The organism is Flavobacterium poyangense, assembly GCF_011751075.1.
Lineage (GTDB): Bacteria > Bacteroidota > Bacteroidia > Flavobacteriales > Flavobacteriaceae > Flavobacterium > Flavobacterium poyangense.
Map to the genome: position 1 here is coordinate 220,512 of NZ_JAALLN010000005.1, position 17,092 is coordinate 237,603.

Consider the following 17,092-nt stretch of genomic DNA (forward strand, 5'->3'; position numbering starts at 1 on the left):
TTATGAAGTACACCAATGCGTTAGATTTTTGGTAGGTACTTAAAATAGATTGTAGAATGTTAGATGACTTATAATAAAGACTAGGCAGCTAACCCGCCATCGGTGATTTGCCAATTGTTTGGCGCTCCCGTAAGTATGGCTCTGGCGGCTGCACTTGCGGACGTATATTTGATCGTTCCAAATGAAATAGTTACTCTAGGTTTTACCGGTTGCACGCTCCAGCTATTATAGAGGGCATCTAAATTGGACGCCGAAAAGTTTGATGCTGATTTGTCGGCCATGAAATCTGTAAAATCGGTTACATTAGTGATATTCCATGCACTAATGTTTTGATTAAAGCTTGTTGCAAAACGGAACATTCCGTTAATATTTATTGCGGCTGCAGTATTCCAATTGTTTAAGGTTTGATTAAACGCTTGGGCATTATGAAACATATACAGAAAATTTGTAACTGCTGTTGTATTCCAATTGTTTAAGGGTTGATTAAACACTGGCGCATTATAAAACATATGTTGCATATTTGTAACCATTGCTGTATTCCAATTGCTTATAGACTGATTGAAGCTGGAAGTATTTGAAAACATCCAAGACATATCGGTAACCGCTGCAGTATTCCAATTGTTTAGAGGTTGATTGAAGGCAAAACACCCATTAAACATTTTAGTCATGTTAGTTACTTTAGAGGTATTCCAATCGTTTAAAGGCTGATTAAATACTTGGGCTAAAGAAAACATTCCAGACATAGTAACAGGTGTATTTACATTTAAAATCCAATTATTAATATCAGGGCTGCCCCCATTATTAAATGCAATAGCTTGGTTAAACATAGAGTTAAAATTAGTTACTTTACTGACATTCCATGTACTAATGTTTTGATTAAAGTTTGACGCGAATGAAAACTGATTAGTCATTGCTGTAACCTCCGCAGTATTCCAATTGCTTAAAGGTTGATTGAATACTTGCGCTGACGAAAACATACCGTCCATGCGAAGGGGTGCACTCGTATTCAAAATCCAATTATTGATATCAGGACTACCGCCGTTGTTAAAAGAACTTGCTAAAGTAAACATAAAGGTAAAACTAGTTACTTTGCTGACATTCCATGCCCCTATATTTTGATTAAAGTTTATAGCTGATGTGAACATATTATCCATATTCGTTACTTCAGCTGTATTCCAGTTGTTTAAAGGCTGATTGAATGCTTTTGCACTTTGAAACATAGCCGTCATATTTTTAGCAGCTCTTGTATTCCACTTATTTAAAGGTTGGTTGAATACAGTTGCAGAGCTAAACATGGAGTAGAAGTTAAGTACTTTACTAACATTCCAGTTTTCTATGTTTTGATTGAAATTTGTTGCTGTATTAAACATAGAATGCAAGCTGGTCACGTCTGCTGTATTCCATTCATTTATCTTATTCACAGTAGTCAATGAGAAACAATCTCTAAAAAAACTATATAAGTCTCTTACTCCTGCTAAATCTAATACATCTGATACAGTAGATAGATCTAAATTAGCACATCCGTAAAAACATTCCCCTCCGTAATTTCCTAGCCTTAATATTCCCCAAGAGCTTACCGATAGTATTTTTAACCGGTCTCCTTTATTTGAAAATTTCCACCCGCTGCAAGTTCCATTTATAGTGATGGTGTAGGTACCCCCAGAAGCATAGGTATGTAAAACTTCAGCTTGATTATGGGAAGTTATATAATTGGATGAACCATCACCCCAGTTTACATGAAAGGCATAGGTCCCTCCGGCAACCAATGGTAATTTTACCTGTAAAGCAGTACTGGATCCTGTTGATACATTGTCAGTCTTCCAGGTCGAGACAAATGCGGTGGCAGCTTTGCTTATTCCATATTCATAAAATAATGATGGATTCATATCTTATACGTTTGAAATTCTTAAATAGTCTGTAGTTCCGATACTTGAAATCGTGGCAGTACTTCCGGCTGCACCATTTAGAACAGCTGTGGCATTAACTAATACTAAAGTTCTGCCTGCTGCTTGTACAAAGGTTACCGCTCCGGCACCATGTTTTAAATACGAAGCACAAAAATCAGTTCCGCCATTTACTGTTAGGTTTAGGGCAGTTGCTCCATGGTTAAGGATTACGTTTTTACCAAGCTGACTTTTACCGTTTGCATCAAGAGTATCAGTTGTAATAGCTGTAGTAGTAGAAATGGTAATTTGTGTTGGTTCTGGTACTGCAGTATTGTCGCCAATTTTCTTTTCGACCCCATCACTGCCCATAACATACAGATCGGTTGTACCAACAGTTTTGGCATATAATTTTGCCTGACCCGGTGCTGCTTGTTGTGACCCTGCACCGGTTAAGGTTAATGAGGCATCTGAAAGGTTGGCTCGGGAACTTAGTGTGGTAAAAGAGCGTGCCGTAACATCACCTTCGTGTGTGATAAAGGCATTTTCCTGTGCTAGCTTTTGAATGCTGATTGCTTTTCTGTCGGCATTAGCTGTGGTGGTATCCCAGGTAGAAGTGGTTTGGTTTGAATTGGAATTTTGAATCAATTTTAGACAGTTGGCACTATTGTTTTTACTAATTGTTAAAACAGTATTTGCCGAAGTGTCGTGCGTCAATGTTAAGGCTCCGTCTTTAGTTTCGTTTCCGGTTTTGTGTAGGACGTCGGTATCTTCTGCGTAAACAGTAGGATCTAATGAACCATCGCCTTTTACAAATTGAGACGCTGTTCCGTTAACCGTAATGTATTTTTGAGCTGTTACAACACCATTGGTGTCAATTTTGGTTTTGACAACATTGTCTTTTGCTACTTGCAGCACGTCTCCTGTTGCTGTTAAACTCGAATTGATATAAGTACCAACTCCGGCTCCTGAATTAGATAGTTTAAAACCGGTTCCTGTTGCTGCGTTTTGTATGGCAATTCCGTTTCCGGCACCGCTTACATTGATGTCAAGTGAGGCAGAAGCAGTACCTGTACCGCTGTTTGTAAGTACAATTCCACTTGTAGCAGCGGGAGTGGTGTTGTTAAAAGTTAGCAGACCATTTTTAGTTTCGTTGCCTGTGGTATGCAGGAAACTGGTAAAATCGATTTGTCCGCCCGTTCCGCTTCCCGGATTAGGGGTTAGGTTTTTAAACCAATAATCTACCTCAATATTTCTGCCGTTTATAGGGGAAGAAAAAGTAATTACGGCCGTACTGTAGTTTACCGTGTAATCCTGATCTTCCTGTAATAATTGTCCGTTTTTAAAAAGTTTGATACTTTGTGGGATCGGTGATTTTTCAAGAGGTAGTGTTGAATCGCTAAACGTACTTCCAAAATATTCTTTATGCGGCATATAACTGTTACCGGTAATAATACCAATGTTTTGTAATCCTACTTTTAGTAGGGCAGGGGTTACAAAACGTTCATTATCTCTACCTTCTTCGACCATTTGATAATCGGCTTTGTCTTCGGTTTTATGTACGAAACTTTCAAAAATTTCGGCAAAGTCGCCTTGTGTCGGGATATCACCGTTCTGAAATTTACTTCCAATGTTAATTCTGTTTGTTATCATGTTATTTAATTTTATTGCTTTAAATAGTGTTTAATAAGACCTGAGGGGAATACCAATGTCACAGGGATATTGGTATTTAGTGTTTTTTAAAGAGTCAGTATTTTTTCTTCACTGCTGAACATACCCGACGAGTTTTCGGCTATTACTTTAAAATGATGGTAGATTCTTTCGCCTTCTTCATTTTTGATAAGGAGCTCATCCGTTGCCGGTTTAGTTTGCAGTAGTGGCAGTGTTATTTTTTTGTCATTGGAAACAATCTCATGGTGTTTCTCCCAATTGCCCTGATTGTTCATTTTATAGAGATGGTATTTTCCATTATGTGTTGTTTTATTCCAACTGAAAACAACCGGTTTCAGGATTGCTCCGTTTGTTCCTGTCACTACTCCTGTAGCTTCTAAAACAGGAGACTGAGGCGAAACACTATCAGCAATGATGGTAGCTGTAATTTTTGAAGGCTGTGACGGTGCATAATCGATATTGAGGATCGGATTTAATAATGTCGAAGAAGCATCTTCATATTCAATTTCTCTGGAAACCGTAATTCGATAAAAAAGACCTTCGGCAAACGGAACAAACTCCTGATCACTAAAATCGTCATAGACAGTCCAGACATTGTCAAAATGATTGGATAAAGTATCTTTGGTAATCAAAATTTCTTTGACGGGAGTCATGGTTCGTATGGATTGTGCAAGCTGTAAAGAAGCGGCACGATAGATGTTTATCTTTTTTATATTGTACTCAGTCTCATACGCATTCAGTTCGATCTGAACCGAAGGTTTTATTCCCAAAACCTTATTTTCCGGAATTGGCATGATTCGTTTGATCTCGGGCGTTTGCGGAGGATTTGAGGCGACCAGTTTTACAGGTCCCAAAACTTTGCTGAGCTGACTGAAATTCATTTTTATATCCATTTCACGAACTGCATAGAAATAGATATTTTGTGAGTTCCCATCCAGGTTAAAGTCCGTAAACTGAGTAATGTTATTAGCCGGATCTGCAATTTTCATCATCGGCGCTATGTCAAAATCAGGGTCAGTCGGTTTTAAGATGTAGCCGTTTTTATCTTTGATGGTCTGTTTTTTACCAATTGGCACATAGTTATTTCCTTTGATGTGCTCGTATACCACAGGTACCTCCGTTAGCGGTACAAAAGCGGTATGAATGGCTTGTTCAATAAAATGAATGGCGAGTAAATTTTGCTCAATTCCCTGCTGTGTGGAAATAATTACCTGATTAAGGGCTGTTATCGCAGTGATTTCAGGAACTGTTTTGCCTTGTGCTTTATTATGCCATTTTACAAATTCATTAATTGCTTCTATTAATTGTTGATGATCGGGTAACGGAAAACGATATTGATTTTCCGGTAAAGCAGTCGTTGGATAAAACTCATAATTGGTTTTTGACTGCAGCATATCAAAATTCAGGAAGTTTTCCCATCGGTTACCGAAGTTTACTTCATTATTTCCTCCAAGTTTTTTTAATGCCTCTCTGATATTGTTAATCGTTTCCTTTTTGTATAAGACATTTAACAAGTCTTCATCATTGGCTCTGTAGTGCAGTACTCCGTAAGGCTTGTGCTTGTATTTGGTTGTAAAAGTATAAGTAGAACGGTTGTAAAAATCAGGACGTGTTGCATACAAACTACCTTTAACCTCTTCCGGTCTGGCCGGTTCTGTAACTTTTACCGAATACATAGGACTCGGGACACTGATTTTGGAGTCGTAATCAAAGTGATTCGAATGCGTACTGATTCCGAAGATCGAGTAGTGGGTACTTTCATTTTCTCTCGGCAGAATATTGGCTGCGGTAATTCCGTTGGCCGGATTAGCATACAAATACACTCTGTAACTTGGGTAATAGTTGACCTTTTGCTCTCCTAAAAGGATTTCATCATAATTTTCGGCTATGGTTTGATTGACATAATCTCCCAGTTTAAAATTCGTATCATTGATATAGAGAACTAAATTTCCGGTTCCACCGCTGTTTTCTGTTCGGACTACTTTGAATTCTTTTCTGGTTTTTACCGGAATGGTGCTTCCTGCTCTTACAGCACTTTTGGTAAACAATCGGATCGTACCGTTAAACCATTCAACTGAATTTTCGTTCCCCGCTTTAAATTGCGGATGCTGTGCGAGTGTATAATTAGAGAAGACGATTTTGTAAAGACCCAAATGTTTTTGGTCCTGCAGTGGGATTCTTTTTCCATCAGTATCTAACTTAAAGCTGCCGTCACTGTTCATTTCATAAGCGTCTTTTATTATTAATGGAATTGTATTCCCCTCAGCATCCAACTCAAAGCTTCCGTTACTTTTCATTTTAAAAGTGTTTTCCAATTCCCTGGAGATAACGGCATTTTCCCAGATCCCCCTTGTCTTTTCAATTTGCAATTCACCATTTCCTTCCTTGTCCAGATATTGAACAATTTCTTTATTGACTTTACCGACAATTGCAGGGCATTCTACCCGAAAATCAAGAGGTAAGGAGCGATGCCAGTTAGAAAGGGTAAGCATATTTTGAACTAAAGTACACAAACCGTTTACCGGTTTTTTGATTGGTTTAATTTGTTCAGAATCTATAGTCGCATCGCCATTTGACTGAATACTTTCGGCTACTTCTTTTTTCAGGACTTCAACAAGAGCATAATTAAATACATCCTGGTCTTTGTCATTTTTCTTAAAGAAAACGTCAATGCCTTTTATCACATAATTTTGATCGTCAATAGTTAGGATACCTCCAATGAATCTGGTTTTATTTGTATTATTCAGTGTTAGCTTAACTTCTTCACCACTGCTTAGCATCTTATAATCTCCGATTGTAATAATGGCCGTAAGATTATCTGCAGCTACGTCGTCAATAGCTTTGATTTCAGCATGTTCTACTGCTGGTAAACCGTCTTTATAATAAATTTTGAAATTGTCAGCAAATGTTTCTTCATCAGGATTTACAGGATCCGGTTTTACGGCATTTTCAGGTGTCATTCCGTCCGGAACAGGATAGTTCTCCATTTCCTGAATACTATAATAGTCAAATAGAATTCGAACCAATGTTTTATCGGCGGCTGTAATGGCATTGTAACGCGTTTGTTCCGTTTGCGAAGTAAACATCAGTGGGTTTTCTTTTGTAATCAAATGCGAGTTAATGCTTGTTGGAGGCATTAAAGTATTGGCAGGTTTAATGTTGGATTCGACACTTATCTGGCGACCCGATGATGCTCTGGAGAAAATATTGATTCCGTATCCCTGATAATAATAAGTATTGGTACCTGTTTTTTCCTGACGAACATTCATAATCGATTTTCCGGGTTCAGGAATGATAATCGGAGTCGGTTCGTAATTCGATGGTTTTAAATCTTTACCAATATTGTAATAAGCTGTATCAACTGATAACTCTTGTTTTTCCCAGTTAGCTGCGGAACCAATTTTATAGTCAACTCCCAAATAAATCGGAAATGTAAACGAACTTCCGTCATATTCCTGCGCCGATTTAAAAAAGTTATAAGAAGGGTTGATGTTAGTTTCCGTATCAATTTCGTAGTCCATAACATCATCCATAAACAAACTCAGATACCTTTTCTTTCCGTCAAGGCTGTATCCGTCCGGATTTGTAATTTTAGCAGACTGTCCTTCTTCTGAATTATTGTTTAAACCGGGAACAAGTTTGCTTAACTGAACCGGAATTGGCAAACGCTCCGTATTTACAGAAGTCGGAATACTCATAGAAAGGTGAAGTACTTCCTTTTCGGCAGTTCCACCTTCCAGATTGCCAAATGTGGTGTATTCAGTAAGATAAATAAATTCTCCAGAAAGAACTTCATCATCTATATCAAGGCATCCCAAACCTAACATACGCGCAATATGATAGTCGTTTGCAGCAATGTTTAGCATATCCAGATTTGAAATTTCAGTTTCGTTTTTATCGTATAACTGTTCTTCTCCGGGCTTAGGCTCATTTATCGGAATCGGATTTCCAAGTGAAACCGGCTCTTTTGCAGTTGGATTATTCGGGTTTTGACTTAACGTGATGTATTGGTTTACTATACTTTTAATACTTTTTTCCTGAGTTGTTACCGGTTTGTCCCACCTGTCTTTGTAGTTGGCAATATTTACATATTCGTCGTCATTGTATTTTAACCATTTTCCGTGTACGGCATTTAATTTAGGTTCTAATTGCTCAAATACTTTAGTATTGTTATCGCTTAAGGCATATTGCCCTTTATAGTCCCAAAGCCCGTTAGTATTGGCATTGGAAATAAAATCGGAATAAAGTTCAAAGTGAATCGAACTTAGTTGACAGCGCAAGGATTTGAGTCGGATGCTTCTTCCATTTTCTGCGACTACACGAACGTTATTGAGCTGATCAGAAGAAAAGGTTTTACGATTGGTAATTCTCTTGGTTGCAGCCATAGTGTTTTCAGAAACAGAAAGCGTTTCTAATTGTAGATTACTATTGCTGTTAACTGAAGATAAATTTAGTGTTGCAGCAAAAAACAGTTCACTTTTGTTTTCAATTTCCAGTAAGTGACCTGAGTATTGCCCAATAAACCATGCGGGATTAATCAAAGGGTTATGTTGAATACTGTTATACGCTTCTTTATTTCTAAAATAGACGTAAAACAAGCCTCCTTTATTGGTTTTATAAATCCATAATGCTTTTTCAGCATCTACTACCTGAGGGGGTGTAGTAAAATCTATAGTAGTCACAACTTTGGTATAAGGCGCTCTGTACAGTTTAACAAAATCATTTGGTTTGTTAAAATTGGATCTTTCACCGGTAAACAAATTTCCTTTCGGAAGATGGTTATCTCCCAATTTTCCGGCCAGCATCCAACGCAGGTGGATTCCTTTTGTGCTGTCAATTCCTTTTGAACCCGCCGCAGCGATTTGCAAACTTGTCGACTGTAAAGCTTTAGCTCCGGTAGTAGTTCCTACTACATATAATTCTTTGGTTACAGTAAAATTAATGCGGTATCCGGCCAAATTTTTAACTTTGTTTAAAGCGATAGGAGCATTAAAGTTGCCGGTAGCCAATGGAGTTCCCTCAACACGGATGATAGCTTCAACCTGAGAAGATCCTGCAATTGTAATTGTATCTTGCAGTTTGAAAACCAAGCCACTTAAATTGCTGACATCATGAATTTTTGTCCCGGCATTTAGAGTAAGGGCAACACGGCTTTTGTTTTTAAGAACCAGGGTTCCAATTTCCTGATTGATAGCCAGTCCTTTTTTTAAAGTCGGGTAAACTAATTTGTTCTGAATAATGCTAACATTCGAAATACAGCCAATTTGCTCGGCAGCCAGATCAGCAGTAAGTTGGTTTAATTCATTTCCCAATGTACTAAAATCAGGAACTCTGATATAATCGGATTTGAGTATAGAACTTCCGTTTGTTTTTAGAACCGGGGCTTTTCCAAGAAAAGAAGTTAGTGGCGTTATTAATTCATTGATATTGTTTTCGGTACTGGTAACTCCGTACACAAAAAGCTGCGAGTTCCAATTTAGTTCTGTATACAACTCTTTTAGCGCATCAGAATTGTTTGATTGTAGTCCATCGGTAACAACAACAATAATATCCGGTATTACAGATAGATTTTTTACAGCTTGTAAACCCGATGCCCAATAATCGGATTGTTTGTCAGCTCTGCCTGAACCAAATAAATTGGTCCAGGTTAGAAATGCTGTTTTATGGTCTGCTATTCTTTTTTGAAGAATATTATCAGGTCTTGTGGCACTATCGCTGTGCGACATTCCAATTAAAGAGAGTGTTATGTTACTCTGAGCCTGAGAATTGATAAATGAAGTCAGTCCGTCTTTAATTTGCTGTGCTTCGGTTGTATTGATCGAACCGGATTCGTCTACAACTATTGCTATATGGGTTTCGCAGCCTGAGAGCGGGCTTGCTTGAAGATTTATAGAACTCATTTTTTTCTTATTTTTTTAAAGATTTATATTTCCAACAATTGTTTAGCAACAGACAATGTCAGTGGCGTTTTGGTTCCTTCCTGAATACCTTCATTATTCCACATTCTGTATTCAAACAGGATGTTTAAGTCCATTTTTGGTATTTTTTTATTATCATGTACAAGCAATACCTGCGCGTAATCTTTAGAATACAGTACTTTATATTGCTCGTTATACTCATTAAGCACCTTGGTCGGATCAGCAGCGACATCAGCAGCGGAATACACTACTTTTATGCTGTCTTTAAGTTCTTTCAATGGTATTTTAGGAATATTAAAAGGTTCCGGATTACGAATCAAAAGTGCAATGACTTCATTGGTATTGGTGTTGATAATTTTATTGACCTCCGTAGTTTGAGCAGGATCCAAAGGAGACATTTTCAAAATTCCTTCGATAGCACGGTCAAACGGGTGCTGGTATTTTAGCGCCATACCGTCACTCAGCGTATTAGGCTGAGCATTACTTACAGCCCATAAAGCTTCAATCTGATCCGGCGCCAGGTTTAATTTTACATCATACAAGGCTTTGTGTGACCCGTCAGAAGCTTTGTAACTTAGTACCTGCTCTTTAAAATCTTTATAACGCGAGGTCTGGAATCCAAATTGATGTACCAGAGTGTTTTTAGTCTCTTCTATTGTACTGTTTGGGTTCATTTTATAATAGTTGTTTGCTAAAACCGTATAAAGTTTAGAAGGTTTTAAATTTGTTAATTGAACAACATATCCGAACGATTTTGGTTTTAAAGGTTTACCCAATACGAGCGTACAATCCATTTTTGGATTACCCGTGATAAAGTTGTTTATCATTTGAATACCCAACGGAATTTTAGGGTCATTATCAGAAACCCAATCCGACTCTTTTTCTTCCGGTTTAGGGTAGGATGTAGGAGTCTTAGGAAGCGGAAACGGAATAAGAACGTCATTTAGCGGGTCTTTAATGATCAGATTTAGCTTAGCTTCAATTTTATCTCTGTTTCCGTAGACATCCCAATCTTTAAACATATGATAGACATAAGGATTGGAGAAAAATAAGGCGATCTTACATTGCTCATTTCCGTAGAAAACGGGCTTTGCCTGTAGTAAACTTCCATCGGCATTCGGATACGAACGGTTGTAATCTAAATATTGCCTCAAAGAAGTCAATGGCGACTTCGATAAATTAGTAAGTTCATTAGTTGCCGTAGTTGGCTGCCCTACTGGATCCGGAACCGAATAGTGACCCATTGGTCCCATAGTTTTAAAGCCATAGAAATAGGTAAACTCTGTCGTTTTTTTATCGTTTACCGTATCTGTTAAGACAAAATCTAGGCAATAGGTTGTGTTTGGTCTCCATATTGGCTGAACTGTATTTTGTACAGCGGCCTGCATAGCTTTATTGTCTGCTTGTACGGCTTCTATAAGTGGAATAGTTGAATTATGGAAATGACTTTCTTTACTTAACCATTCGATACTTTGTACAGAAGTTTTATAATAAAGTTCTTCATCTTTATCATTGCTGCCTGCATTGGTACAGAGGATATCATTAGTGGTGATATAATTGGACGATTTCAGTTTATTCGCATAAATAAATTCATCCATAAGTGTCAGATTGCTTGATGTAATGTTTGAATTGGTTAATGTTCCTATAGTTGAAATTAACGAAACAGTCGCTTGGGGACGCAAGGCACAGTTGTCAAATTGATCATTGAATAGTGAGAAATAGATCCCTTTTTCTTTAGGTTTAGAAGAAAGCATTATGATTTCATTTGACAGCGCTTCATTTTGAGCTTTGATGATGGTATTCTTTTCTTCCGGACTTCCTCTTTCAATTAATCGTTTTAGCTGCATCGTAAAATCAAAAGCAAACAGATACTTGGCATTATGTGCGAAAATTGATTCGTTATTTAATACATTTCCGGACAGCTGAATAGCAGAATCAAAAATGGTATCGTTTGTAATCATTTTTGTTGTCGTGCCGTCAATTTCTACAAGCGCGAATTTCTCATTCGTTTTTTTCACCGAAAGCAGGATTTTTCCATTTGCAAAAGCGGCATCTGTAATTTCGCTTATGGTCGTATCCGACAATAGCTTAGTATCGGTAATAGTAATGGTCTTTCTCTGTATATCAGTATGTAAATAAATAAGTTTCTTGTCTTTTGTAATTAAACAGGATTCAGTATCATTAAGTTTTATCGCTTTTACTACAACAACGTCAATTTTTAAACGCTTCATATTAGTGCCGGCAGCCAACCAGTTAATATGGGTTTCGTTTTGGAGTGTGTTTATCCACAACTTGTCTTCTTCACCAACATACAACAGATCATTATATCCAAGTGAGGAATTAGTAAAGTATTGTGTAGAATAAAGTGGCTCCAGCGAAGGATCCAGGTCCGCTAATAGAGTAGAAGCTTCCGGAATCTGACAGCCTACTATAAAATCATCGTTAACAACCGCTTGTCCAATTGTTTTACATTGTTTAGCATTAAGAGATTGCATTATTGTTAAATATCCTATTTGTTCTGTAGAAATTACAGTTACAATACCGTCCAGTAAACGTTCTCTCAGGATATTTCCTTTGGCGTCTAACTGTAGTAAAACCGTTTTATCAGCTTGTGGCTGAAAAGTGATAATGTAAGTGTCTCTGTACTTAATCATTCTGTCAAAAACAAAAGGTTCTTTTCCTTTGTATCCGTAGTAGCGGGTAAAACTCAAAGTATTATTTGGTGCTTCGCTTGGTATAACATCATTTCCTGCTTCTATTTTTAATACATTTAATTCTGTCAGTAATTGGTTGTATTTTGCTGTATCAGTAGGAACTGAGATGGTAGAATTACCGTTTGCAGCGTTATAGGTTGTATTGAATAATGCTGCGATTTCATTTCGGATTGCCTTAATACGTTGTGCTTTTGCAGCAATAGGAGTAATTACAATTTTATCAATTTTGGTTTTTGAGATAGGATCAACTTTTTCATCATATATGGTTATTGCTTTTAAGAGTTCCGCTTTGGTGTAGCTAAGCTCTTCAACAATTGGATCTGTTGGCGATTTTCTGATTTTAACAGGTTCGTAAGTAATCAGTTTATCACCTTCCTTTTTAACAATAGCGGTGTAGGCTTTTATTTTAACTTCTCTGGCTTGAGTGGTAATTTTTAATATTGGTTCAATTGCAGATTCCGGGAAAATAATTTCCAGCTCATTATAATTTTCAAAGCTTAATGATTTGCGATAGTTGTGCGGGTTTCTTCCGCCTGTAATGCTCATAAAATCGCCACCTTCGATTCTGTTGTTTTCGATAATTTCGGGAGCTTCGCCAATTAGCTTAAAGTACAATCCGTTAATTTTATCAGCTTCATATTGTGTTGGAACATAATAACGCTTTCCAATTGGTTTGTTTAAGAAATTGGTTTGCTCGTTTTTAATACTTTCAGATTTACAGAATAGTTTAGACGGCGTGATGCCAAATTGCTCCGGAACTTGCCATCCGGGTTCTCCTGCACTTAAGAATGAAAAAGGATCCGTTGCTAAAACACGAATACTGTCGTATTGATCGATAGCTTTTTGCCATTGCGCCCAAGGTAAGTTCTGTACAAGTTCTCTTGTTGCCGTTTTATTTTCTACAACAGCTTCAAACGGATGATAGTTTTCCCAGGCGGTCCCATTCCATGATTTAATGGCAATAGATTTAATAGCATATTGATGTTTGACCTGACGCAGTTTTCTTCCTGCCTGAGTGCTCACCGGAGGCATCATATCGGTATAGTTTTTGGCGTCACCGGTATAACCTCCAATTTTTGTAGATAAATCGGAATTTGGCAATAGCCCTTTGGCCATTTTAATATCGATGTAAGTATCCAAAGGAATAACTTTTTTAATAGCGTTTCCATCCGGGAGCGTAGGGAAATAATCAAGGGCGAAGGCTTGATTGGTAAGCATATGAACTCCTTTTACATTTTCGAGTGTTCTGTTGTCTTCTCCGTCACCTTCTGTGCCCATTGGAAGCGGACTGTAAGGAGTAAGGTCAACAGTTCGGTTAATGTCCCATTGAAGTTCTACTACAAAGTTTCTACGAACTCTTACAAAGGCAATTTTTACACGAACACTTAATTCCAGTTTCGCATAAATCAAAAATGGTCTGAATGATTCTACAGAGAATATGGTGTCTAGGGCAATTTCAACATTAATGATCCATAGTTTGATCTGAATACCTCCGCCGGCAGCAATATAACCTCCCATTTGCGGACGCTTGAACGAAATTTTTCCTCCCAACTCCAGATAGGCCCATAACTTTACTTTGGCCGGACCAAAACTTTGTTGCAGTTTAAATTCCAATCGGGCACCAGCTTCAATTCCCTGAGCTGAAAGCATAATATAGGCTTTCGCAGTAAAGAGCGTTAAGATTCGGGCCGTGATCGGGTCCTTTTTCGATCCGATGTTAACATACCATGGTTTTTGATTTTTAAAGAAAAAACCGGCCTCTAGCAATGCATGAAGCTGAAAAATTTGCCCACTGTCTTTTGGAATGCTGAAATCTGCTCCGGCAGCTAACTCTAACGAATCGTCACCAAACGCCACCATTGCAAAGAAAGGCGGGTTACTAGGGTCGGTTTCGATAAGCCCCAGTCGTCCGGAAATAACATTTAATCCTGCCTCAATATAAAATAAAGTAGGAAGTGATAATAACAACATAGCTCTTAAAGACAACACATGTCCACCGTCTGCCACCGTCCCGAAGGTCGCTCCGGCACCAATAGAGAAGGGGGTACTATACTGCATAGAATCAGGAGGTCCGCTGAACTTTCTGATGTTAATTCCCGGTTTCGGATGTTTGTAATAGTCGTACCAGGAATCCTCTTTTTTTAATCCCGCTGCTTCTTTTGTGGCGACATATCTAAAACCTAATAAACCTCTGAATGCAGAAATCGCAAGGAATCCCAACGGAATAGGCACCGGCAGATCAATATTAGCATCGATTAAAAACGCCGGATATTTAGGCATAAAACGCATGCCTACACCACCGGAAATTTTTGCTTTTGGCAGTTTTAAGGAAACCTCTCCCATAAATTCCTTAGATTTTCCCGGTTCAGGAAGTGAAATCATACCGTGAATGATAGCCATAGCAGAGGCTTCGGTTGCAGTTCCCGGAATAATAAGATCGACTTCAATGGTTTGTATCCTTAAGAAGGAATCTTTTGGTCCCCCATCGGTAGAATAGTAGTATTTTATACCTTCACCACGAGCATCTACCCCAAGCGGGTTGATACTGATAGCGCCATCAAATCCCCAGAAATTATATTTGCGGTTGTTAATTTGTGTAGAACCAAAGTTAATGTTCGTGACTGACATTTTAACCGGTCCCAGATTGACAGCGAGACTCACAGGAATAGGAATGGAACCTCCTTCAACTTCAATATTACCATCACTGTAAAGACGCAGTTTTTCAACTTTAAATCCTTTTCCCTCCATTAAGGTTCCCATTAAAGTTGTTTCAGGGAAAGAAACCGTACAGGAAGTACCTAAATAGTAATCGTCATCTTGTTTCCCAAGTTCAAAACTATGGAAATCAAGATCTACCAAATCAAACAAATTGGCTTTTTGCGGATTTTCCTTAGAGAATGAAGCTGTAAGATTAAAATCACCATCGTCATACAAATGCCCTTCAACACCAACAAGAAACGGATTATCGCCTTTTTTAAGCTTAGGAATTTCAATGGCTCCCTTAATATTGGACTCGACAACTTTGTTTTGTTTGAAAGTTATGTCAAATTTATTGAAGCCTACTTTGAATCCATTTTCAGAAGAACCAATAGTTTTCCAAAGTGTGTTATCAGGATATAATGCTGATAAAAAGGTTTGATATTCTTTAGCATCATTAAAAGAGTAAGTTGTAGCCGGTTTAACAGTAGTAGAATCTATCGTTGGCAATGTTTTTAACGATAAAGGGTAATCGAAAGAATAAGGTAGATTTTTACTGTTTAATTCTTGTAAGAAGACAAGTAATGATTGGTAGTTGCTTATTTCTTTTTTATGAGCAACATCATCTGCACCTCTTTCGAACATCTTAATTGGGTAGTTGAAACCGAATTTGTCATTGAAATAGTTAAATGTATTGGTGGTATCCGGTATGGTCTCCAAATAAATTTTTCCAGAAAGTCCACCGGTACCCACTAATAATTCTGAAGCGCCTATTCTTATTGTTTTGTTGGCTTTTTCATCTGGATTGCGAAACCATTTTGAAGGCAACGCAACCGAAACCGCACGTGCATAAACACCAACAAAATCATTTGGACGGCCATCGATATCAGCTTCAGGGATATTTGTTTTTTTACTTAGATCTACTTTTAAAGTATCCAACTGAAGAATTAATCCCGTATTACCAATCATAGCATATTTAGAAGGGGCTAGTGATCCTCCTAATTCTAACTGATAACCAATCCCTTCTTCGGTATCGGCATACAATTGTGCTTTGCCAAAAACAAACATCGATTTTGCTTGCTCTTCTCCAAAAGGAGCACCATTGTCAGTAACAGGTTTTAGTATGCTTCGAGGGAATTCAATCCCTGCACTCAAAGCTAAGGACGCTTTGGCCTTTGGAGTAATAATTCTTTTAATATGAGCCTCAATACCATCAGGAACCATAATATTATAGAATTCCTGTAGTTTTTGCTTGGTTTCGCCTAGATCTGATTTTAAAATATAGATAGCAAACAATAGCAAAGGAATAGATTCTTTAATGAATGTACTGTTGTTAATAAGAGTAACAATACCATTGATCGATTGTTCTACACCTTCAGGGAATTTTAATTCAGTAAAGCCAGGAGCAGCAACAAGCTCCGGTAATGTGTTGATATCGGCTAAAAGCTGCTCGTATTTTGTTTTTCCTGCCTGAGCGACAACAAAAGTATTTAACATGTGAGCTATAACTTGTTCTTCGCTAATGCGAAAAACCTGCAATCCCACAGAATAAAAATCTTTGACAGAAAAAGAAAAAGTACTTGAACTAAAAGTTTTGAGGAAGGCCAGAATTTCCCATTGGTATTCTAGGGTAATTGGAAATGATGAAATAGAAGAGTTTCCATTAAGATCTGGATTAAGTATAAGTCCCAGACCAAAAGGCAAAGGAATAGCTAGTTTTTCGCCTGTTACAATATCAAGGCTGTAAAAAGCAGAATCACCGCGATATCCTTTTGAGTATTGAAGGTTTTTGTAATGGATTTTATCAAAGATGGAATTCAAACCATTTTCGACAAACGATAAAAATTCAGGTAAATCATCTACAGTGACTATCTCGGATAATCGGGGATAATATCTTGCTGTAGGAATTGGAACTGCAGGAATTGGATTAGTTGGCATATTCTAATTTGTTTTTTGACTTTAGTTTTGTTTGTATTCTGGAATAGTAAATAGTAGTTGTGTTAAAATTGGATCAGTTTTCCGTAGTAGACTGTCTTGATCCATTTAGGTCTAGAGCCACTATCAGATCGATTTTTTATTGTTTTTCAATCGTTTATTTCTTCTGATAGTGTAAAGATGGACTTAAAAGCGGGCTTTGAAAAATAGCTGCTTAGTGGTTTGACATTGATGTTCCGGGGCTTTACAAAGTTGTACAGTGAACGGATAAAAT

4 protein-coding genes are annotated in these 17,092 nt (G+C 37.7%); all 4 read right to left on the reverse strand.

What is annotated here, in order from left to right; genetic code table 11:
* Positions 1 to 80 precede the first annotated feature (80 nt).
* The 4 genes from G3A47_RS11615 to G3A47_RS11630 all read right to left on the reverse strand — a co-directional run bounded on the left by G3A47_RS11615 (position 81) and on the right by G3A47_RS11630 (position 16,821).
* Positions 81 to 1,886, reverse strand: coding sequence for a BspA family leucine-rich repeat surface protein (locus G3A47_RS11615; RefSeq protein ID WP_166922436.1), 1,806 nt, complete (start codon positions 1,884 to 1,886; stop codon positions 81 to 83).
* 3 nt (positions 1,887 to 1,889) lie between these two features.
* The gene (locus tag G3A47_RS11620) at positions 1,890 to 3,536 is read right to left on the reverse strand and encodes a hypothetical protein (RefSeq protein WP_166922438.1); all 1,647 of its coding nucleotides are present in this window, start codon (positions 3,534 to 3,536) and stop codon (positions 1,890 to 1,892) included.
* An 86-nt stretch (positions 3,537 to 3,622) separates the two neighbouring features.
* On the reverse strand, positions 3,623 to 9,454 hold the full coding sequence (locus tag G3A47_RS11625) for a VWA domain-containing protein (RefSeq protein WP_166922440.1): 5,832 nt from the start codon (positions 9,452 to 9,454) through the stop codon (positions 3,623 to 3,625).
* A 23-nt stretch (positions 9,455 to 9,477) separates the two neighbouring features.
* Complete coding sequence (locus G3A47_RS11630) at positions 9,478 to 16,821, reverse strand: hypothetical protein (RefSeq protein WP_166922442.1); 7,344 nt, start codon at positions 16,819 to 16,821, stop codon at positions 9,478 to 9,480.
* Between the last annotated feature and the right edge of the window lie 271 nt (positions 16,822 to 17,092).